General features: G+C 43.4%; 17 protein-coding genes. 11 read left to right on the top strand and 6 right to left on the bottom strand.

What is annotated here, in order from left to right:
- Positions 1-21: 21 nt before the first annotated feature.
- Complete coding sequence (locus tag AY605_RS11905) at positions 22-612, top strand: O-methyltransferase (RefSeq protein ID WP_155857669.1); 591 nt, start codon at positions 22-24, stop codon at positions 610-612.
- Between the two features lie 12 nt (positions 613-624).
- Here the strand turns inward: AY605_RS11905 and AY605_RS11900 are convergent, their stop codons facing one another.
- Together AY605_RS11900 and ahpC are read right to left on the bottom strand one after the other, a co-directional pair.
- Entirely contained in the window at positions 625-831 is a 207-nt protein-coding gene (locus AY605_RS11900; RefSeq protein ID WP_004278917.1) for a KTSC domain-containing protein, read from the bottom strand.
- Positions 832-1106: 275 nt separating this feature from the next.
- Positions 1107-1670 (bottom strand): alkyl hydroperoxide reductase subunit C, encoded by a 564-nt coding sequence (gene ahpC / locus AY605_RS11895; protein WP_004278916.1) that lies wholly within the window; start codon positions 1668-1670, stop codon positions 1107-1109.
- A 489-nt stretch (positions 1671-2159) separates the two neighbouring features.
- Here ahpC and hrpA point away from each other — a divergent pair, with 489 nt between their 5' ends.
- The 5 genes from hrpA (at position 2160) to AY605_RS11870 (ending at position 11991) form a co-directional block, all read left to right on the top strand.
- The gene (hrpA, locus tag AY605_RS11890) at positions 2160-6083 is read left to right on the top strand and encodes an ATP-dependent RNA helicase HrpA (RefSeq protein WP_171254968.1); all 3924 of its coding nucleotides are present in this window, start codon (positions 2160-2162) and stop codon (positions 6081-6083) included.
- Between the two features lie 30 nt (positions 6084-6113).
- Positions 6114-7223 (top strand): beta-ketoacyl-ACP synthase III, encoded by a 1110-nt coding sequence (locus AY605_RS11885; protein ID WP_064096597.1) that lies wholly within the window; start codon positions 6114-6116, stop codon positions 7221-7223.
- Between the two features lie 14 nt (positions 7224-7237).
- Entirely contained in the window at positions 7238-7993 is a 756-nt protein-coding gene (locus tag AY605_RS11880; protein WP_064096596.1) for a 1-acyl-sn-glycerol-3-phosphate acyltransferase, read from the top strand.
- A 188-nt stretch (positions 7994-8181) separates the two neighbouring features.
- Positions 8182-10188, top strand: coding sequence for a hypothetical protein (locus tag AY605_RS11875; RefSeq protein WP_064096595.1), 2007 nt, complete (start codon positions 8182-8184; stop codon positions 10186-10188).
- 87 nt (positions 10189-10275) lie between these two features.
- Positions 10276-11991 (top strand): AAA family ATPase, encoded by a 1716-nt coding sequence (locus AY605_RS11870; RefSeq protein WP_064096594.1) that lies wholly within the window; start codon positions 10276-10278, stop codon positions 11989-11991.
- A gap of 252 nt (positions 11992-12243) precedes the next feature.
- On the opposite strand, the gene AY605_RS11865 is transcribed toward AY605_RS11870, so the two are convergent.
- Complete coding sequence (locus AY605_RS11865) at positions 12244-12696, bottom strand: DUF441 domain-containing protein (protein ID WP_064096593.1); 453 nt, start codon at positions 12694-12696, stop codon at positions 12244-12246.
- A 140-nt stretch (positions 12697-12836) separates the two neighbouring features.
- Here AY605_RS11865 and AY605_RS11860 point away from each other — a divergent pair, with 140 nt between their 5' ends.
- Entirely contained in the window at positions 12837-13544 is a 708-nt protein-coding gene (locus tag AY605_RS11860; RefSeq protein WP_064096592.1) for a pseudouridine synthase, read from the top strand.
- A 41-nt stretch (positions 13545-13585) separates the two neighbouring features.
- Here AY605_RS11860 and AY605_RS11855 read toward each other — a convergent pair whose 3' ends face one another.
- From AY605_RS11855 to AY605_RS11845, 3 genes are all read right to left on the bottom strand, one after another.
- Positions 13586-14029: a GNAT family N-acetyltransferase gene (locus tag AY605_RS11855; protein ID WP_064096591.1), complete on the bottom strand. Its 444-nt coding sequence runs from the start codon at positions 14027-14029 to the stop codon at positions 13586-13588.
- Positions 14030-14125: 96 nt separating this feature from the next.
- Positions 14126-14473: a type II toxin-antitoxin system RelB/DinJ family antitoxin gene (locus AY605_RS11850; RefSeq protein ID WP_064096590.1), complete on the bottom strand. Its 348-nt coding sequence runs from the start codon at positions 14471-14473 to the stop codon at positions 14126-14128.
- 114 nt (positions 14474-14587) lie between these two features.
- Entirely contained in the window at positions 14588-15496 is a 909-nt protein-coding gene (locus AY605_RS11845) for a pseudouridine synthase (RefSeq protein ID WP_064096589.1), read from the bottom strand.
- Between the two features lie 126 nt (positions 15497-15622).
- On the opposite strand from AY605_RS11845, the gene tsaE reads away from it, so the two are divergent.
- The 4 genes from tsaE (at position 15623) to hfq (ending at position 19628) form a co-directional block, all read left to right on the top strand.
- Positions 15623-16102 carry a tRNA (adenosine(37)-N6)-threonylcarbamoyltransferase complex ATPase subunit type 1 TsaE gene (gene tsaE / locus AY605_RS11840; RefSeq protein WP_064096588.1) on the top strand — a complete coding sequence of 160 codons (480 nt, stop codon included), beginning with the start codon at positions 15623-15625 and terminating at the stop codon, positions 16100-16102.
- On the top strand, positions 16092-18059 hold the full coding sequence (gene mutL / locus AY605_RS11835; RefSeq protein WP_064096587.1) for a DNA mismatch repair endonuclease MutL: 1968 nt from the start codon (positions 16092-16094) through the stop codon (positions 18057-18059). The genes tsaE and mutL overlap by 11 nt, the downstream gene beginning before the upstream one ends.
- A gap of 6 nt (positions 18060-18065) precedes the next feature.
- Positions 18066-19010: a tRNA (adenosine(37)-N6)-dimethylallyltransferase MiaA gene (gene miaA, locus AY605_RS11830; RefSeq protein WP_064096586.1), complete on the top strand. Its 945-nt coding sequence runs from the start codon at positions 18066-18068 to the stop codon at positions 19008-19010.
- Positions 19011-19100: 90 nt separating this feature from the next.
- Positions 19101-19628: an RNA chaperone Hfq gene (gene hfq, locus AY605_RS11825; protein ID WP_064096585.1), complete on the top strand. Its 528-nt coding sequence runs from the start codon at positions 19101-19103 to the stop codon at positions 19626-19628.
- Positions 19629-19666: the final 38 nt, after the last annotated feature.

Below are 19666 nucleotides of genomic sequence, written 5' to 3'. Positions count from 1 at the left end.
AGCAAGACTCAGGGAAGAGAGATAATGAATCCAGATAAATTTGAAAAATTCATGCAGGAATTATATGAAAAATTTCATATGCATGACCTGAAGCAGAATGATCGACTACACCGATATCGCAATATAGAGCCCGAATCTGGCCAATTTTTATCTATGCTGGTTCGTGCACAACAATCCAAAAAGATACTGGAAATTGGTACGTCTACCGGTTATTCAACCTTATGGCTGGCTAAAGCTGCACGCCAGACTCAAGCCAAGATTACAACTCTTGAACTTGATGCAGAACGGGTTGATCAGGCCAAGCAATATGCGACAGAAATTGATCTGGCAGATTTGATCGATTTTAAAGTGGGAGATGCTCAAGTTTATCTAGAAGCAACGCAAGAAGTATTTGATTTTATTTTACTGGATGCCGAACGAGATGCTTATGTCAGTTACTGGCCACATTTAAGCCGGTTGCTCAAGGTCAAAGGCGGTTTGCTGGTAGTCGATAATGTTGTTTCGCATGCAGCAGAAGTGAAAGAATTTATCACCTTAATTCAGCAAGACCCACGTTTTATTATGATGACAGTACCCATAGGCGCAGGTTTGCTGATGATGGAATTCCGTTAAAACGGATTTGTTTTAATCCATGCAAATTTTATTAAAATGCAAATTGTATTCGAGATATTTTTCTACGAATGCGGCTTTGTCTTGGCGTCTTAACAGGTTGTCATAAATAAATTCAGGTACGGGGTGATATAGCTCGGTATGGCCATTACTATATACAATTTTCAGGTGGCGACTTGAAGGATTGTATTTCCAAGAAATCACGGTAAGCAGTTTTTGCATATGCGTTCCTCCACTGAATATTTCTTATCTTGTCATTCGAACTTATGCTATGTGGTGCTAGAGATGTATAGCTGAATTGTAAGAATGGGTAAGGATTATGAGAAAGAGAAGCAAAAGATATGCCTGAATTTTTAGATGAGTAAGAAAGAAAAAAATTGGACGGAAATTTTTTAAAGTCCTAATAAAATCCTGTATTGCGCTGACATAAAAGTTTAAACCATAAAAAACCACGCTAAAGAGCGTGGTTTTTTTGAATCACTTCAATCTAATTAAAATTAGATTTTACCTACTAGGTCGATTGAAGGAGCAAGAGTTGCATCGCCTTCTTTCCATTTAGCTGGGCAAACTTCGCCTGGGTGAGCGTGTACGTATTGAGCTGCTTTAACTTTACGAAGAAGTTCTTGAGCATCACGGCCGATACCACCAGCGTTGATTTCAACGATTTGGATTTTACCTTCTGGATCGATGACAAAAGTACCGCGATCAGCAAGGCCATCAGCTTCGATTAATACGTCAAAGTTTTTAGCAAGCGTCCAGTTAGCATCACCAACCATTACGTACTGGATTTTTTTGATTTCTTCTGAAGAATCGTGCCAAGCTTTGTGAGTGAAATGTGTGTCAGTAGAAACTGAGTAGATTTCAACGCCTAGTTTTTGGAATTCAGCGTAGTTGTCAGCAAGGTCACCAAGTTCAGTCGGGCAAACGAAAGTGAAGTCAGCTGGATAGAAGAATACAACAGACCATTTGCCTTTCAGGTCAGCTTCTGTAACTTCAATGAATTTGCCGTTTTGGAATGCAGTTGCTTTAAATGGTTTAACTTCAGTATTAATTAAGCTCATCATTGTCTCCATGATTGAGGTAGTCTTTGATTTTGAATAAGAGTATCGAAATTCTGGTGAATGCTAAAATGGTATTTTTACATTATAAATATCGGAAAAACCGAATTAAGTAAAAATGCTCCGCCTTAGCAAAATAACTTTGTTCACTTAGCAGCATCAAAATGATGGCCTGATGACAAAATTATCTCTTTTTCCTCACTCTAGCAAACATGATGTTGAAACCAAAAAATTCAAGGGTCAATCAGAAAAAAAGCATGTTTTCCGGAAATTAATTTAAATATCAATCGTAAAATCGGATTCATACTTAAACCTAATCATGTAGACAGATCTCAGGGAGATGATCATGCTGCCAGATTTATTGCGCTGAAATGAGTGAAATTAAACGAGTAACGTTAAATTGCCCGGTACTTAACAGAACTACGACTATCTGAAATCTGATGAACCAAGTAAAATAAACCTTTCCAGTTTTTTGATGTGGGTGTTTTCTCTGTGCAGAGTCATTTAAATGTAGATCAATGGGTAATGGCGCGTGACCGTCACCGTTTAAATCGACTGAAAAAGGGGAAAGACGCAAATGCCAAGCAGTATCAGGAATTATTTGAAAAATCCAATCTGAAAGTACGGCAACGGCTTGAGCATATTCCAAACATCAAGCTGAATCAGGATTTGCCGGTAACCCAGTATGCTGACAAGCTGATTACCGCGATTCAAAAGCATCAGGTCATTATTGTAGCTGGTGAAACCGGTTCTGGTAAAACCACCCAGTTACCGCAAATTGCCATGCTGGCTGGACGTGGCCTGACTGGAATGATTGGGCATACCCAACCGCGCCGACTGGCAGCACGCAGCGTATCACAGCGTATTGCTGAAGAAGTCGGTGAAAAACTTGGTGAATCAATCTCTTTTAAAGTTCGTTTTACAGAACAGGGTTCGCAAGATTCAATTGTGCGTTTGATGACAGACGGTATTTTACTGGCCGAACTGACGCATGACCGCTACCTGACCAAATATGACACGATTATTATTGATGAAGCGCATGAACGTTCGTTGAATATCGACTTCATTATGGGCTATCTGAAGCAGCTGTTACCGCGTCGCCCTGATCTGAAAGTCATCATTACTTCAGCAACCCTGGATGTAAACCGTTTTAGCAGTTACTTTAATGGTGCGCCAATTTTTGAAGTGGAAGGCCGCAGCTTCCCGGTTGAGCTGCGTTATCGCCCGATCTCGGAAATGAGCATTGGCGGTAGTGATGATGACGAGTTTGATGACTTTGAAGAAAATCTGCCTCGCGCTGTGGTCAAAGCAGTCGAAGAATGCTTTCAGGATGCACAGGAAAAAGGCCATCCTGAACACGCCGATATCCTGATTTTTGCCAGTACGGAGCAGGAAATTCGTGAGTTACAGGAAACCCTGATCAAACACGGGCCACGCCATACTGAAGTATTAACTTTATATGCGCGTCTGGCGCTGGCCGAACAGCAGAAAATCTTTAATCCTTCTGGGGGCGGGCGACGTATTATTATTGCCACCAACGTGGCAGAAACGGCTTTAACCGTTCCGAATATCCGGTATGTGATTGATAGCGGTTTTGCCCGTATTTCGCGTTATAACTATCGTTCACGGGTGCAGCGCCTGCCGATTGAAGCCATTTCTCAGGCAGCAGCCAATCAGCGTAAAGGCCGCTGTGGCCGTATTGCACCGGGTGTCTGTATTCGTCTGTATTCTGAGGAAGACTTCCTGAGCCGTCCAGAGTTTACCGAACCGGAAATCAAGCGAACTAACCTGGCATCTGTAATTTTGCAGATGCAAAGTCTGGGGTTGGGTTCACTCGAAGACTTCGACTTCATTGAGCCACCAGATCATCGTCTGGTAAATGATGGCCGCAAGCTCCTGATTGAACTGGGTGCAATGGCTGAGAAAAATTCTCCTAAAACTGAAGATGATCAAGCAAATCCCTCTAAATCTCCCTTTGAGAAAGGGAGACTTCAAAGCAGTGGCTTAACCAAGATCGGTCAACAAATGGCGAAAATGCCGATCGATCCACGTCTGGCCCGTATGATTCTTGGTGGTGCACATTTTGGGGCGTTGAATGAAGTGCTGGTCATTGTGGCAGCACTTGCAGTTCAGGACCCGCGTGAGCGTCCGGCAGACAAGCAGATGCAGGCGGATCAGAAGCATGCATTATTCCGTGAAGCCGATTCTGATTTCCTGTTCTATATCAAACTCTGGGAGACGCTGCATAATAACCGCGACAGCATGAGTGAAAATAAGCGCCGTACTTTTGCACGAAATCATTTCCTGAGCTGGTTGCGTCTGCGTGAATGGAAGAAAACTCATGAGCAGTTGGTGGATTTGGCTAAGGGCTTAAAACTGTCATTTAATGAAAAGAAAGCCAGTTATGAAAATCTGCACCGTGCCTTGTTGACCGGCCTATTATCATTTATCGCCAACAAGACCGATGAGCGTAATGTCTTTATGGCAGTACGTCAGCAAAAAGCACGGATTTTCCCGGCTTCTACCTTACACAAGACCAATACGCCGTGGGTGATGGCCTTTGAAATGGTCGAGACTTCCCAGGTGTATTTACGTACCCTTGCCAAGATTGAACCGGAATGGATTCTGCTGGCCGCACGTGACCTGCTCAAGCATCATTATTTTGAACCGCACTGGTCGAAAAAAGCTGGTGTAGTGAATGCCTATGACCAGATTTCCCTGTTCGGTCTGATCATTGAGCCAAAGCGCCCGATCAATTATGAAAAAGTCGATCAGGCAGCAGCGCATGAAATCTTCTTGCGGGATGCTTTAACCACTGGGCATTTAGGCATTACTCCACCATTTTTAAAACATAACTTGCTGAAACTGGAAGAAGTTGAACGGGTTGAAGACAAGCTACGCCGTCGTGACCTGGTCGTAGATGAAGAAACCATTTACCAATTCTATGCGTCTAAAGTGCCGCCTGAAGTGGCCAGCCGTCGTACTTTTGAAGACTGGCGTGCCACGGTTGAGCCTCAGAATCCGCGTTATTTATTTGTTGATGACGATTCGCTGTGGCTAAATGACCGGCCGACGACACAGCAATTCCCGGACTATTTGCAGAATGGTAGCCTGCGTCTGGCTGCAACCTATCGTTTTGACCCGAGTCATGATGAGGATGGTGCGACAGTTAAAATTCCACTGCAAGCCTTGGCACAGGTCGATGAAGGGATCTGGTCATGGGGGATTCCCGGCTGGCGTCTGGAGCTGATTGAAGCATTACTAAAGTCTTTGCCAAAAGACAAGCGCCGTAATCTGGTGCCAATTCCGGATACTGCACGAAAACTCATGGCAAAAGTAGATGCGCAGGATTTACAGAAACATATTTTTAGTTTCTTGGCCTTCCAGCTGCGAGGCGAACAAATCACGGAGAAAGATTTCAGCTTTGACCGGGTAGACCAATATCTGTTGCCTTTTATTAAAGTGACTGATGAAAAAGGTCGTGTCATTGAGCAGGGCCGTGATCTTGCTGAGCTGAAAGCGCGCTGCCGGACTGAAACGCATAGTCCGGTCAAACAGCTTAAAGGTGAATTTACAACTTTCCCGGAAAGCTTTGTATTTGAAGCCTCGCAAAAAGTCACCGGTGTTGTGGTCAAGCAGTATCAGGCGTTGGTTCCGGCCAAAGCTTTTGCTGACTTGGAGCAGAAAGATGAATCGGGTGTAGTGATTCAGACTTTTAATGATCAGGCTGAAGCGGTCAAAAAACATCGTGAAGGAGTGATCCGACTGGTACATATGCAACTCGGAGACTTGACCCGCCAGTTGAAAAAACAGATTTCCAAACCTCTGGCGCTGGCTTATTCACCACTCGGTGACAAGGCACAACTGGAACAAATGTTAGTTTATGCTACACTGCAAATGTCCATAAATGAGCTTCCTGTCAATGCGCAAGAGTTCCAAAAGCTGGTAGAAGATGTAAAAAAATCTTTCTTAAGTCATGGGCAGGTCGCCCTGAAAGAGATCTCGGATATTTATATCCAGTGGCAGGAAATCCGCCGGAAATTGCTGGTTTTAGACCATTCTGTGTTTAAAAAAAATATCAATGATATTGAAGATCAGCTTGATTTAATGAGCCTTTCTGATTTTGTTTATCGTAAACCTTCTGATGTCTGGATTGAATTTCCACGTTATTTAAAAGCTTTGATCTTGCGTTTGGAGCGCTTGCCCAATAATCTACAAAGGGACAATTCCGCCATTGACCAAATTGATCAATGGATGGAAAAATTATTTCAGTTTAAAGATGACCCTCGTCTGAAAGAATTGTATTTCATGGTCGAGGAGTTAAGAATCTCATTGTTTTCACAACCGATGAAAACAAAAGCACCCGTGTCTCCAACTCGCTTGCAAAAAGTATGGGATCGTCTTGGAATCAGTTAAGATATAGGTAATTCAGAGAAGGAGTTTTACATGGGCATCCGCATTACGGGTACGGGCTTATTCCATCCGGAACACGTCATCACCAATGAAGAATTAGTTGAAAGTTTAAATGCTTATGTGGAACTGTTTAATCACGAAAATGCTGACAAAATCGCTGCAGGCGAAATTGAAGCGCGTCGTGGTTCTAGTGCAGAGTTTATTGAAAAAGCGTCTGGTGTTCAGCGCCGTTATGTTGTAGAAAAATCAGGTATTCTTGATCCAAAACGCTTACGTCCAAACTTACGTGAACGTGCAGATGACGAAATTTCACTGCAAGCAGAGTGGGGTGTAATTGCCGCCAAGCAGGCGATGGAAAATGCCGGTGTGACCGCTGAAGATATTGATATCGTGATTCTGTCATGCTCGAATTTGCAACGTGCTTATCCGGCTGTGGCGATTGAGATTCAAACTGCTTTAGGAATCAAAGGCTATGCCTATGACATGAATGTGGCCTGTTCTGCAGCTACATTTGGTCTGAAACAGGCTTATGATGCGATCAAAGCAGGTGCACGCCGTGTGTTGCTTGTGAATGTGGAAATTACTTCTGCACATACCGATTTCCGTTCACGTGACTGTCACTTCATTTTTGGGGATGTTGCCACTGCCTCCATTATTGAAGACACCGAAACCAAGACCGGTTTTGAAATTCTGGATATTTCATTATTTACCCAGTTCTCCAATAATATCCGCAATAACTTCGGTTTCCTGAATACGTCTGAAAATGCCGATATTGATGACAAGCGTTTCCGTCAGGATGGTCGCAAGGTATTTAAAGAAGTCTGCCCACTGGTTGCAAAAATGATTACTACTCAGCTTGAGAAAAATCATATTGCGCCAACAGAGGTGAAACGTTTCTGGTTGCACCAGGCCAATGCCAGCATGAATGAACTGATTCTGAAGCTGGTGGTGGGTAAGGAGAATGCCAAACCTGGTCTGGTACCGATTATTCTGAACGAGTTCGCGAATACCTCTTCAGCAGGTGTAATCATTGCCTTGCACCGTACTGCAAATGAAGTCGAAGATGGCGAATATGGCGTACTTTGTTCATTTGGTGCAGGCTATTCAGTCGGCTCAATTCTGGTACAAAAACACGTTGCATAAGCCAGGAGCATATTTTGCAGGTCAAACATGACGGGCAGTGGATTAGACGCTTAAGTGCCTTATCCAAACTTTATTTTACCCCTACTTTTTTAGGGGCCGAATATATTGATGCCAGTCGACCTGCAATGTATGTCGGTAATCATTCCATGTACGGAATCTTCGATTCTCCGATGCTGATTGATTATCTCTATAACGAACATAAAGTGGCTGTGGTCAGCATTGCTGATCATAGCCATTTTTATGTGCCCTTGTGGCGTGAAGCTGTGAAAAAATTTGGTGCTATTGATGGGACACAACATTATGTGCGTACTGCGATGCAGCAGGGCTATTCCATTCTGGTCTTTCCGGGTGGGGGTCGTGAAGTTTTAAAACGAAAAGGCGAGCAGTATCAGTTGATCTGGAAGCAACGTTACGGATTTTTAAAACTGGCTCAAGAGTTTAATTATGATATTGTCCCGTTTGCAGCGCTCGGTGGGGACGAAGTCTATGAGATTGGCTTTGATGCCAATAAGATTGTCCAGCACAAATATTTCCAGACACTCCTAAAGGTACCACAACTCAAAAAATTACTACGTCAAGGCGATGTAATTCCTTCTTTGCCCAAGCGACTGTTTCCCAAACGTCTGCCATTTTATTTTCAGTTTATGCCAAGACAATCGATGGCTCAGGTGCATACTCAGGAAGAGCTGATCGCATTTCGACAGAGTCTTCAACACCACATTTATACCGGTCTGGCCGAACTTAGCGTGCTGCGGCAACAAGGCCAATAAAAGGCGTTTTCTATTAAATCTGGACTGTTGGTCTACCATTGCGTATTATTTTTCAGCAATGAAAATCCATGACTGTTTTATAGTGCAAGTGATGCCATAATGTATCTTTAAGTGGGCCCTGATTGGCAATCAAGGAGTCAGCATGATCCAATATAAAAATAAGATGATCCTAAGATGACGAGGCGCGTATGGAACAGAATGGCTTGATAGCGCCTTTAAGTTTACTAGCACAACAATGTTTGCGGATTTCTCCAGAGCTAAAACAGCTTTATCTTGACCAGATGGCGATGATTGGTCAGCTGAATGCACAAAATTTATTAAAAATTCAGCAGGATCAGCATCGGATTGAATTGCTGGATGGATGGTTTTATATCCAGTTTCATACTCCGCCCGCATTAGACTCAGGAGCCGTGTCTACTTTGGTGGAACGTCAGTTTTATTTCCATAAAAGCAAGGCGGAAGCACTGGAGGAATTCTTTCTACAGGATATCTATTTCCTGACTGGAGATTTAAAACCCCAGCATTCACTATATTTGCGCGACAAAGCCAAGCAGTTACGCCAGCTCATTTTTGCTCAGGTGTATGCAGGGCTCAATGGCCCAGAACGGGTATTCGCATTTCTGCAGCAGATGTCGGCTGTTCAGGCTGAGATTATCGACCAGCAGCTGATCAAGGCGGGACTATACACAATACCTGTCATGCAAAACTTTGTGCAGCATGGGAATGAAATTCCACAGCAAATCCTTGAAAGCTTGCAACAGGCTTTTTCTTTGCAATATCTGCAGCAAGATGAATTTCTGTCCATCCAGTCATTGATGGATAGTCTGGATGAATTCTGTTTTAGTGCTACGCAATTTTTGCCTTCGGTAACATTCCGGATTATGTCATTGTCTTTTGAAGAGCGTTTTAACCTGCAGGAACTGATTGATCACACTGATGATATCTGCATGCTGTATCGGCATGCACAGGAGCAGAGCAACCTGCTCGGTTTTGTCCGTTTGATGAACCGCGAGGTCTGGCATCGGGATGATTTGTTATCTAAACGGAATTTCTTTGAAAATCATTCTTATTTATGGCAAAAAAAGGTGGCTCGATTGCCACTGTTTGACTGTCAGCGAGCGGTAAATTGGCTATTCAAGCAATCTGCTGAAGTGCTGGACTGGATCAGTAACAATATCCAGCATAGCAGTGTGCGGGTGGCGGTGACAGCCTTAAGTTTTGTAGATAGTCACCATATTCATCCACAGATTATTCTGGCGACCTTGCAATATTTTCAATATGTTTCGGCACGTCTGTTTATTCATAGCATACATGAATATGCGATCCAGCATGAATGGTTTCAGAGTGAGCATAATCAGTCATTTGTATTGAAAGGCACACGCCAATCATTTGATGATCAACGAATTGCGATTAGCCCCTCGATTCTGTATCTGGATGAATGGATGGAGTTGCTGCGCAATATGGCGAAAATGGATGATCAGCTGACTAAGAAAGTTTACTTGAATTTGAGCCGGGTGATGCAGGCGTATATGCAGCATCTATATAGGATCACCGCGCATCTTCCGGATGAAGTTTTGGCGTATATTCAGCCTCAAAGCCAGCAGAATCGTGACTTTTATACTGTTTTGCGGCGCTACCAGATTACCTTTACTGAATTCAGGCAGCTGTTTTATATGCACGGCGGGCATATGCGAGAGTCGGTATTTGACAGTTATGTGCGCGACTATTTGGTTGACTATTTTTCCAATCATAAACACATACCAAAAAACCTGAGCTGGAGCAGTTTGTTTAGTCAGGCGGTTGCCTGGCATGATCAGATTCAGAAGCAGGAAATTATTGCCAAGCTGAAAAAAGAATTTGCTTTGGCTCATTGGAAAACACGGACACAGGTCCCTTTCTTGTTATATTTCAACTGGCGTTTTGAAGAGCTGAAAACATTGGACCGGATTATTGAAGAAACCAAAATTTTCCGCAACTGCCTGGCAGCAAGTTACGCCCAACAAATAGTGGAAGGCCAGTATCTAGCCTTTCGTATGTCTCATCCTGCTGTACGCTTACCGCTGATGCTGGGCTGCCGTCTGGTCAATGGGCAGGTGATTTTTGATCAGCTGGAATATCCGAACAATCAAAAAGCAGAAGCTGAATACTGCAATATTGCCCAGCATTTTATTAACTGGCTAAACCTGCAGGCTTGACCAGATTCAGTCCTTTTATGTCCATGAAGCTTAACTTTTCCGCTAAAACTCGTTAGGCTATAGCCGTTCTTTTACGGTATGTCTTTTATGAAACAGGAAACTGCACTTAAGCTCTTAAAAGCAGGCGAAAATGTATTTTTAACCGGTTCTGCGGGTGCAGGAAAAACTTATACACTTAATCAATATATCAATTATCTGAAGGCCCGTAAGGTGTCGGTCGCGATTACCGCATCGACCGGGATTGCAGCAACGCACATGAATGGTATGACCATTCATACCTGGGCGGGAATTGGAATTAAGGACTTTTTGTCTGAAGAAGACTTAAAGCGCATGAAGGAACGTAAATACCTGAAAGAACATCTAGAAAACGCACAAGTTTTGATCATTGATGAAATTTCCATGCTGCATGCCAAGCAGCTTAATCTGGTCAATCAGGTACTGAAATATTTCAAGGAAAGTGATGAGGCTTTTGGTGGGATTCAGGTGATTGTTGCAGGCGACTTTTTCCAGTTGCCGCCCGTTGGTAAAAATGATGAACGCAACCGTGACAAATTCTGCTTTATGTCGGATGCCTGGGTGGAAGCCAAGTTTCGTGTCTGTTATCTGACTGAGCAGCATCGTCAGGGCAATGATTATCTGAATGATATTCTAAATGCCATTCGTGCACAGGCAATTAATCATGAACATCGTACAGCGCTTCAGGCCACACGCCAGCAGGATATTGGCGAAACCTATACACGGCTTTATACCCATAATATGGATGTGGACAGTATTAACTTCAAACATCTGAATGAAATTGACAATGATCCGCGCCAGTTTGATGCGCAGTGTGATGGCAATGACAAGCTGATCGAGACTTTAAAATCTTCAGTGCGTGCACCAGAGTCTTTAACCCTGAAAAAACATGCCAAAGTCATGTTTGTGAAAAACAACTTCGATATGGGCTATATCAACGGCAGTCTGGGTGAAGTCATTGGCTTTGAAGAAGATGATGAATATGGTGTGCTACCGAAAGTCAAACTGACGGATGGAACTACATTAATCGTGGAGCCTGAAACCTGGTCAGTCGACAATGAAGCAGGTAAAACCATTGCCAGTTTCCAGCAGATTCCATTACGTCTGGCCTGGGCGATTACCATTCATAAATCCCAAGGAATGACTCTGGAAGCTGCCGAGATTGACCTGAGCCATACTTTTGAAAAGGGTCAGGGGTACGTAGCGCTATCGCGGTTAAAAAGCTTGAATGGCTTACGTTTAAAAGGTTTTAATGAGCAGGCTTTAGAGCTCGATACTCTGGCTATTAAGGCGGATCGCCGTTTTCAGGAACTCTCTGATGAAGCCGAAGCGAATTTTGATAATGTGGATCTGACTGTACAGCATAATGCCTTTATCCGGCATTGTGGCGGGACTTTAAATGAAGTTGAAATCCAGCGCAATGAGAAGAAAATTGCCAAAAATGGTGGTAAACAAAGCTATGCTACTGCAACATTGGATGAAACGCGGGAACTGTTTGAAGAAGGTTATGAGATTGCTGATATTGCAACTGAACGTGGTTTGACTCCGGCAACCATCATTAACCATTTAGGCCGTTTGCATAAAGAGCAGGGGCTGGATATTTCAGTTGCCCATCCGGGTGAAGAAGTGGTGGAACAGGTTCGCAAGATTTATAAACGCCTGACCAAGCGTCAAAACTCGGAACATTTTAATGATGATGGTTCTATTAAGCTGCGTCCGATTGTGGAACTCACTACACCTAAAATGGCTTATGACCAAGTGCGTTTAGCCTTGCTGTTTGTGGAATAAGCCTGAATATTTCAGTCTACTTGCTAAATTAAAAAATGATAGAAAGTTGGTCCTATCTTCTAGAATAAGGTTGAGCTGAATTGGATAACCTTGCAGTGAGATATCTATTTTTCTGTCAATTAAAATTTGAGATACAGTTTGATGCCGGGCGACATGGAGGTCGTCGTGGATCTTTGGCGTTAGCAGATAAAACGCATAGGCAGCCTTTTAAAATTATTTGATTTTTTAATCTCATTTTTCAAACCCGATGTATTATCGCGTCCCAATAAATACCGATAAAATTCCAGCCGCAATTAAAGGGCCAACCGGAACACCGCGTAATACTGCTACACCTGCTACTGTGCCTAACAAGAGTCCGGCCACCACATCTGGCTGACTTGACATCAGTTTCACCCCACGTCCGCCCAACCAGGCGACAAAGACCCCAATTGCGATGGCCAGTAAAGACTTCCAGCTCAGGAAAGATTTTAAAATACTTTCTCCAGAAATTTTGCCACTGGCAATTGGTGTCAGAACACCAATGGTCAGAATAATAATGCCGATATTTAAACCATGTGCCTGTACATAGGGCAACAAACTGCTGAGAGGCGTGATTTTTAAAACGATTAACACCGCTGCAGCAATGGTGACTGCACTATTATGGCTGAAAATACCGCAAGCCAGTAATACCAGAAGAACAATCAGATTTAGATCAAGTTGCGACATAAGTAGGAGAGATAGAGTGAAAAATAAAGCTATTGTAGAGCTTTTCAACACGTGATACCTAGAAAACAGAGGAAGAAACCAAATTCATGACTGATTCAGGATAGAATGCACAGGTCTTCACTCGATACAGGTATAAACAGATGCTATTGGAAAAAATGTTGCAGTCACAAGGTTTCGGCTCTCGTAAGCATTGTCAGCAACTGATTAAAAATGGTGCTGTTTCAATTCAAAATGAAGTGATTGACAATCCCAAACATAAACTGGATTTAAATAACTTGAATTTCGAGGTTTATGGTAAAAGCTATACCTATCGGGAAAAAGTCTATATCGCCTTAAACAAGCCACAAGGCTATGAATGTTCGCATCAGGCGACCCATCATTTTAGTGTGTTTGACCTGTTTGATGACATTCTGCTGAATCGGGGAATTCAGTGTGTAGGCCGTCTGGATCAGGATACCACCGGGCTGTTATTGCTGACCGATGATGGCCAATTCCTGCAAGCCTTAACTCATCCCAAAAAGCATGTTGCCAAGGTCTATCAGATGCAAACTGCGGATCCAGTCACGGATGAACAGATTCAGCAATTAGAGCAAGGGGTCGAGTTAAGAAATGAAAAAGGCATTTTTGCAGCTACTGAAGTGACACGATTGGCTGAAAATCGTCTGCAAATGACTATCCATCAAGGCGTCTATCATCAGGTGAAGCGTATGCTGGTTGCTGTAGGCAATAAAGTTGAACAGTTGCACCGTGCACAGATTGGTGCTTTAGCTTTACCAGAACTGGCTGAAGGAGAGTGGCTGTATTTAGATGTGGAACAGGTGGCGCAGGCCAAATTCCGCTCTGAATAATAATTTTTTTATTCTCTTGAAATTGGATTAAAAAATAAGGCTTATTTTAGGAAACAGTGATGGGTTTGAAACTCATCGTCTCTAATAAATCCCATGGATTCATATAATTTGTGCGATTGATAATTGTTTTTTTGGGTTTCTAGGGTGATTCTTAAGGCCTGTTCATGTTTGGCAAATAAAATTGCGGTATCAATCAGTTGTCTGGCTGCGCCCTGACGCCGAAAAACCGGCGTGATATACACATCATCCAGAATATAATAAGTCGAGCAGGCCACCGAAGAAAAACCCAGATACAGGATAATAAAGCCGGTAAAGGTATCATCTTTGGTATTGATAAAAATAACAGTCTGTCCATCTTCAAAACGCTGTTTTAAAAATTGGTAAGAGAGTTCAGGATTGGAAGACGTACCATAAAACTGTCGATATTCATCAAATAATATCGCCAGTTGATTCAGGTCTGCTGACTGGGCGCGTCGTACGAGCATTGCATACTCCAGCTAATTTTTTATTGATTATCAGCATCAAGCATAGCGAAGTTTGTGAGTGGCAGGCTTTAGAAATTGTTTGGAAATGCAACAATGTTAAATTTTGTCGCTTTCACCCAAAATAGCATTCAGTTCTTCAAATAAATCAAGATGATCATCATCCAATGCAATCTCCTGATCATCCAGTAGATTCATGGCAGAACTGGAAAGCGCATTTTGCTCGGTTTTAGCTTCGTTTTGTTTCAGCTTACGTAGTCGGATCAGCTGTTCCAGATTGATATTCTGGTTTTCAATCGAGAAGGGGATCGATTTGGTAATCACCACCTGCTTGAAAAAAAGACGCACAGCCTGAGCTGGCGTAATCCCCAATTGCTTAAATACTGCAAAGGCTTGTTTCTTCTCTTGCGAGTCCAAGCGAATTTGATAAACTTCAGTTTTTCTCATAATATTTTTAAAGCTTTAAATTACTTAACTTTTCGCCTTTATTCTAATCAATTATGTTTGAAATTCAATCTTAAAGCGACCGATTTTAGAAAATAATATGTAATGACAGGCGATTTACAGTGTCAATTCAAGTTGCGAGCTGAAATTTAGGCTTTTTTGCGTGATCGGATCGATAAATTGAATATGTTTAGCCAATAAACTTAAAGGTGCAGAAAAATCATCTTCCGCCTTGTGCACTACCTGTGGATAAAAGGGATCATGACGGATCGGAATACCCAGATGATTCAAGTGCACCCGTAATTGATGCTGCTTGCCAGTATGCGGTTTCAACTCATATTTGGCCCATTCTGTGTTGTGTTCCAGCAGATCAATCGCTGTCTCGCTATTTGGCGTTCCGTCTAGCACGTGCATGGTATAAAAAGGCTGACCTTTTTGCATTCTCAAACGTGTGACCAATGGGAATTTTAAACTATGGTTATACGCCGCAATTGCATGATAGGTTTTTTGCACCTGCCGTGTAGCAAATAACTGCTGGTACAGGCCACGTGATTCCACACATTTGGAAATCAGGACCACACCTGCCGTTTCACGGTCCAGCCGGTGAATGGGCGTTAAATGCTCATTGCCGGTTTGCTTTTTAAGACGAACCAGTAGCGTTTCCTGCACATATTGTCCGGTCGGGCTCATGGTCAAAAAATGCGGTTTATCGACCACCATGAAATGCTCATTTTCAAATAAAATCTGATGTTGAAAAGGAACATGCACTTCATGTGCCAAAAAGCGGTAATAGAAACAGTGGCTATTGGCTTGAAATGGACTTTCTGTTGTTAATTGATTGCCTTGGGCATTATAGACCAGTCCCTCGTTGAAACGGGACCGCCATTCATCTGCTGTAATATGCGCAAATTGCGTGCATAAATAAGCAAAAACTGTCAGGGGCGCATCCGGACTGGCTGGCAAAAACACTTTACTGGCACTGACTCCATTCAGCATGGGCGGGTTAAATTCAACAGTCGGTTGCATGGCAGGCAGATTAACCTCTTAAGGAACAGATGCTGTGAAAAAATACAGTTTCTCACACGGGTGAATAGGCTTTTAAAGCGTGGCGATGCTATCATATTTATTCTTTTGCATCATGTCGTGAGTAATATGCCTTATTCATTTAGTGTCACTTTAAATCATGAAGACGATACCCAAAAACTGGCCAAGGTTCTGGCGGAAAATTTCCCTGCGGGAGTCGTGTATCTGATTGGTGACCTGGGGGCAGGAAAAACGACGTTAACGCGTTATTATTTGCAACAGCTGGGTCATAAAGGTTCAGTGAAAAGTCCAACTTATACATTGGTCGAACCCTATCAAATCAATGGTCAGGATATTTTTCATTTTGACTTGTATCGTCTGAATGACCCGTATGAGCTGGAATTGATGGGCATCCGGGATTATCTGGAAACACCGAATGCGCTATTTTTATTTGAATGGCCGTCCAAAGGTGGCGATGAAATTCCGCAAGCTGACCTGATTATTGAAATTTTAAAATCTGAAGATGAGCTCACCCGTACTGCAAGTCTGATTTCATCGAATCTTGCCTTACGAGAAGCTCTGGAGCGCCAATTCTCACATGTCGAATGATTTAAGTCTGCGCCGTATTCGTGCCCTTGATCCTGCACTTGCCAACCAGATTGCCGCAGGTGAGGTCATTGAACGTCCGGCTTCTGTGGTCAAGGAATTACTGGAAAACTCGATTGATGCGGGTGCGACGGAACTGATCATTCGGGTCGAACAGGGTGGTAGTACTTTAATTGAAATCATCGACAATGGACGCGGAATTCATTCCGAAGATCTAGCTTTGGCCGTGATGCGCCATGCTACCAGCAAGATCCAGAGCGCTGACGAGCTGTATGCGATTAGCAGTCTGGGCTTTCGTGGCGAAGCACTGGCGTCGATTGCTGCAGTTTCTCGCCTGACCATGATCAGCAGTCAAAATGACGAGGGCATCGGTTATCAGGTCGAAGTCAATGGCACGGCTTTTGATCATCAGGAAATTCAAGCGGTCGCAGCTTCGAAAGGGACACATATCCGGGTTCAGGATTTGTTTTTCAATGTGCCTGCACGGCGTAAATTCCTGAAAAAACCGGGCACTGAATTTGGTCATATCGAAGAAATTGTGCGCCGTATGGCGTTAACGCATTTTGATATCCGGTTTGTGCTGGAACATAATGAAAGCATCAAGCTGAATTTACCCGTGGCGGATAGCGGCGCTTTGCGTTTTCAACGGGTACAGCAATTGCTTGGCCGCCAGTTTACTGAAAATGCCTATTGGATCGATGCAGACAGTATCAACATGCGTTTGTCTGGCTGGCTTGGCCATCCTTCAGATGCACGTGCACAGGCTGATTTGCAGTATGTCTATGTGAATGGCCGGATTGTCAAAGACAAAACCATTTCTCATGCCTTGCGGATGGCCTATGACGGCATCTTGCATGGGCATCAGCATGCGGCTTATTTACTGTTTTTAGAAGTTGATCCAGAAAATGTGGATGTGAACGTCCATCCGACCAAGCATGAAATTCGCTTCCTGAATCAGCGTGAAGTACATGAGTTTGTGCGGCATTATGCCAAAGAAACGCTGGCACAATTCCAGACCGCAACTGCGGATCTGGCCGAAGCAATGAAACAGGATCAGCAGCCTGGCTTGACGGCCCCGCAACCACGTTATCAGGAACAGTTCAGTCTGCATCAGACTGCGCGTTCTCAGCCGCAGGTGGTGAGAACGACATCTGCCTTAAGTGAAAATGAAACTTCAGATGTACTGACCGATTTTGCATCTTCAGGTCCACAAACGGTGCATTATTCCCCAGATTACCGTAAATCTTATTCGGGTTCACAGCAGCTGAATAATGCCTTGCAAAATTATTTAGCTCCGCTGAGAGAAAGGTCGGAAACTGAAGTATTCAGTCCTGAGCAGTCTTTTCAGACACATGTAAAGGCCAAAGTGGATGAGCATCCATTGGGTATTGCCATTGCCCAGTTACATGGTATCTACATTCTGGCGCAAAATACCGAAGGTCTGATTATTGTCGATATGCATGCGGCGCATGAGCGTATCGTTTTGCAGCAGATGAAATCAGCCTGGGATAAACCTGAATTCTGGACGTCACAGCAACTGCTGATTCCAAAGGTCGTAAACATTAGCCGGATGCAGGCGATGCGGGTAGAAGAACTTAAGGAGCAACTAGCACGTTTGGGTCTGGAAATTGACCAGTATGGTGATGAGCAAGTCATTGTACGTGGTGTGCCAGCTATTCTACACAAGGCCGATTTTGATGCTCTGATTCCTGAATTATTGAATGATTTAGATCCGGGTGATCAGGCACAAAGTCTATTGCAGAAACGTGACCAGATTCTGGCAGGCATGGCCTGTCATGGTGCAGTGCGAGCACATCGTATCCTGAGTTTGTCGGAAATGAATGCTTTATTACGGCAGATGGAACAAACCGAATTTGCCAGTCAATGTAATCATGGCCGTCCAACCTGGCGCGCCTTTCCATTGGCTCAACTAGATAAACTTTTTGCTCGAGGAGAGTAGTTTTACATGTCCAATCAATTGCCGGTCATCAATTTAATGGGGCCAACTGCAAGTGGCAAAACTGCTTTGGCATGTGAGCTATATGAGCAAGGGAGTTTTGAGCTGATTTCGGTCGATTCTGCGCTGGTTTATCGGGAAATGGACATTGGTACTGCCAAGCCTTCTAAAGAGGAATTGGCGCGTTATCCGCATCACCTGATTGATATTATCAGTCCACTTGAAGTGTATTCTGCGGCCAACTTTGTTGAAGATGCTAGTCGTTTAATTGATGATATTCATGCCCGTGGTAAGACTCCGATTCTGGTCGGCGGAACCATGCTGTATTTTAAAGCTTTGCTCGAAGGTCTGTCAGATAATCTACCCAGTGCAGATTATGCTATACGGGCAGAGATTGAGGCGAAAGGTGAGCAGGAAGGTTGGGAAGCGGTTTATGCAGAATTATGTGCAGTCGATCCGATTGCCGGTGAAAAATTTAAGGTCAGTGACAAACAGCGCATTATTCGTGCTCTGGAAGTTTTTAAATTGACGGGAGAGCCGATTACAAAACTACAGGCAGAACAACCTAAAAACTTACCATATCGTTACAGTTTCCATAATTATGCCCTTATGCCTGATCGGTTAGAATTACACGGGCGTATTCAACAACGTCTGGAAATTATGTGGGAAAGCGGTTTTTTAAATGAAGTTGCAAACTTAATTGAAAAATACGATTTTAATGAAAATTTACCTTCCATGCGTTCAGTGGGTTATCGACAAGCCATAGAATTTTTAAAAAATGGCGATAAAACCAAGCAAAAGCAACAGGAAATGGAGGATAAGGCTTTATTTGCCACACGACAACTTGCAAAACGTCAATATACGTGGTTAAGGTCTTTGCAAGAAAAGCATAAATTTACAACATATTTTACGCTACAGCAGGCTCAAGAAGACTTGCGAAACTGTCACGGATAAAGCAAAATTTAGAGACTATCTTTTTTATAATTTTTAATTGAAAAATAGAGATAGTTTTTGCGCTGATTTTTAATTTTTTGGAGTTATAACATGTCTAAAGGTCAAACTTTGCAAGATCCATTCTTGAATTCTCTCCGTAAGGAACGTATCCCAGTATCTATCTTCTTGGTAAACGGTATTAAATTACAAGGTCATATCGAATCTTTTGACCAATACGTGGTTTTATTAAAAAACACAGTAAGCCAAATGGTTTATAAGCATGCAATTTCAACTGTAGTACCTGCACGTAATCCACGTCCTGCTGGTGCGCCTGCTGGTCCACAAGGTGCTGGTTTTGGCGGTCAAGGTGCTGCAGGTGGCTTTGGTGGCGGTCAGGGTGCTGGCTTCGGTGGTCAAGGTGGCTTCGGTGGCGGTCAAGGCGCTGGCTTCGGTGGTCAAGGTGGCTTCGGTGGTCAAGGTGGCTTCGGTGCCGGTCAAGGCGCTGGCTTCGGTGGTCAAGGTGGCTTCGGTGGTCAAGGTGGCTTCGGTGGTCAAGGTGGCTTCGGTGCCGGTCAAGGCGCTGGTTTTGATAACGATACTAAATTTGACGACTCGTCAGAAGATGAAAACAATCGTTAATCAAGTCTGAAAAATAAAAAAACCTCTCCTGGAGAGGT

The sequence above is a fragment of the Acinetobacter sp. SFD genome, assembly GCF_001647575.1.
Classification (GTDB): Bacteria; Pseudomonadota; Gammaproteobacteria; order Pseudomonadales; family Moraxellaceae; genus Acinetobacter; species Acinetobacter pecorum.
This window is presented reverse-complemented; position numbering and strand designations above follow the sequence as displayed.

What these genes read in the sequence shown, in the direction of transcription:
- AY605_RS11900 (WP_004278917.1), bottom strand. Translation starts at nt 831, where the DNA reads ATGCAAAAACTGCTTACCGTGATTTCTTGGAAATACAATCCTTCAAGT.
- ahpC (WP_004278916.1), bottom strand. Translation starts at nt 1,670, where the DNA reads ATGAGCTTAATTAATACTGAAGTTAAACCATTTAAAGCAACTGCATTC.
- AY605_RS11885 (WP_064096597.1), top strand. Translation starts at nt 6,114, where the DNA reads ATGGGCATCCGCATTACGGGTACGGGCTTATTCCATCCGGAACACGTC.
- AY605_RS11875 (WP_064096595.1), top strand. Translation starts at nt 8,182, where the DNA reads ATGGAACAGAATGGCTTGATAGCGCCTTTAAGTTTACTAGCACAACAA.
- AY605_RS11870 (WP_064096594.1), top strand. Translation starts at nt 10,276, where the DNA reads ATGAAACAGGAAACTGCACTTAAGCTCTTAAAAGCAGGCGAAAATGTA.
- AY605_RS11865 (WP_064096593.1), bottom strand. Translation starts at nt 12,696, where the DNA reads ATGTCGCAACTTGATCTAAATCTGATTGTTCTTCTGGTATTACTGGCT.
- AY605_RS11860 (WP_064096592.1), top strand. Translation starts at nt 12,837, where the DNA reads ATGCTATTGGAAAAAATGTTGCAGTCACAAGGTTTCGGCTCTCGTAAG.
- AY605_RS11855 (WP_064096591.1), bottom strand. Translation starts at nt 14,029, where the DNA reads ATGCTCGTACGACGCGCCCAGTCAGCAGACCTGAATCAACTGGCGATA.
- AY605_RS11850 (WP_064096590.1), bottom strand. Translation starts at nt 14,473, where the DNA reads ATGAGAAAAACTGAAGTTTATCAAATTCGCTTGGACTCGCAAGAGAAG.
- AY605_RS11845 (WP_064096589.1), bottom strand. Translation starts at nt 15,496, where the DNA reads ATGCAACCGACTGTTGAATTTAACCCGCCCATGCTGAATGGAGTCAGT.
- tsaE (WP_064096588.1), top strand. Translation starts at nt 15,623, where the DNA reads ATGCCTTATTCATTTAGTGTCACTTTAAATCATGAAGACGATACCCAA.
- mutL (WP_064096587.1), top strand. Translation starts at nt 16,092, where the DNA reads ATGTCGAATGATTTAAGTCTGCGCCGTATTCGTGCCCTTGATCCTGCA.
- miaA (WP_064096586.1), top strand. Translation starts at nt 18,066, where the DNA reads ATGTCCAATCAATTGCCGGTCATCAATTTAATGGGGCCAACTGCAAGT.
- hfq (WP_064096585.1), top strand. Translation starts at nt 19,101, where the DNA reads ATGTCTAAAGGTCAAACTTTGCAAGATCCATTCTTGAATTCTCTCCGT.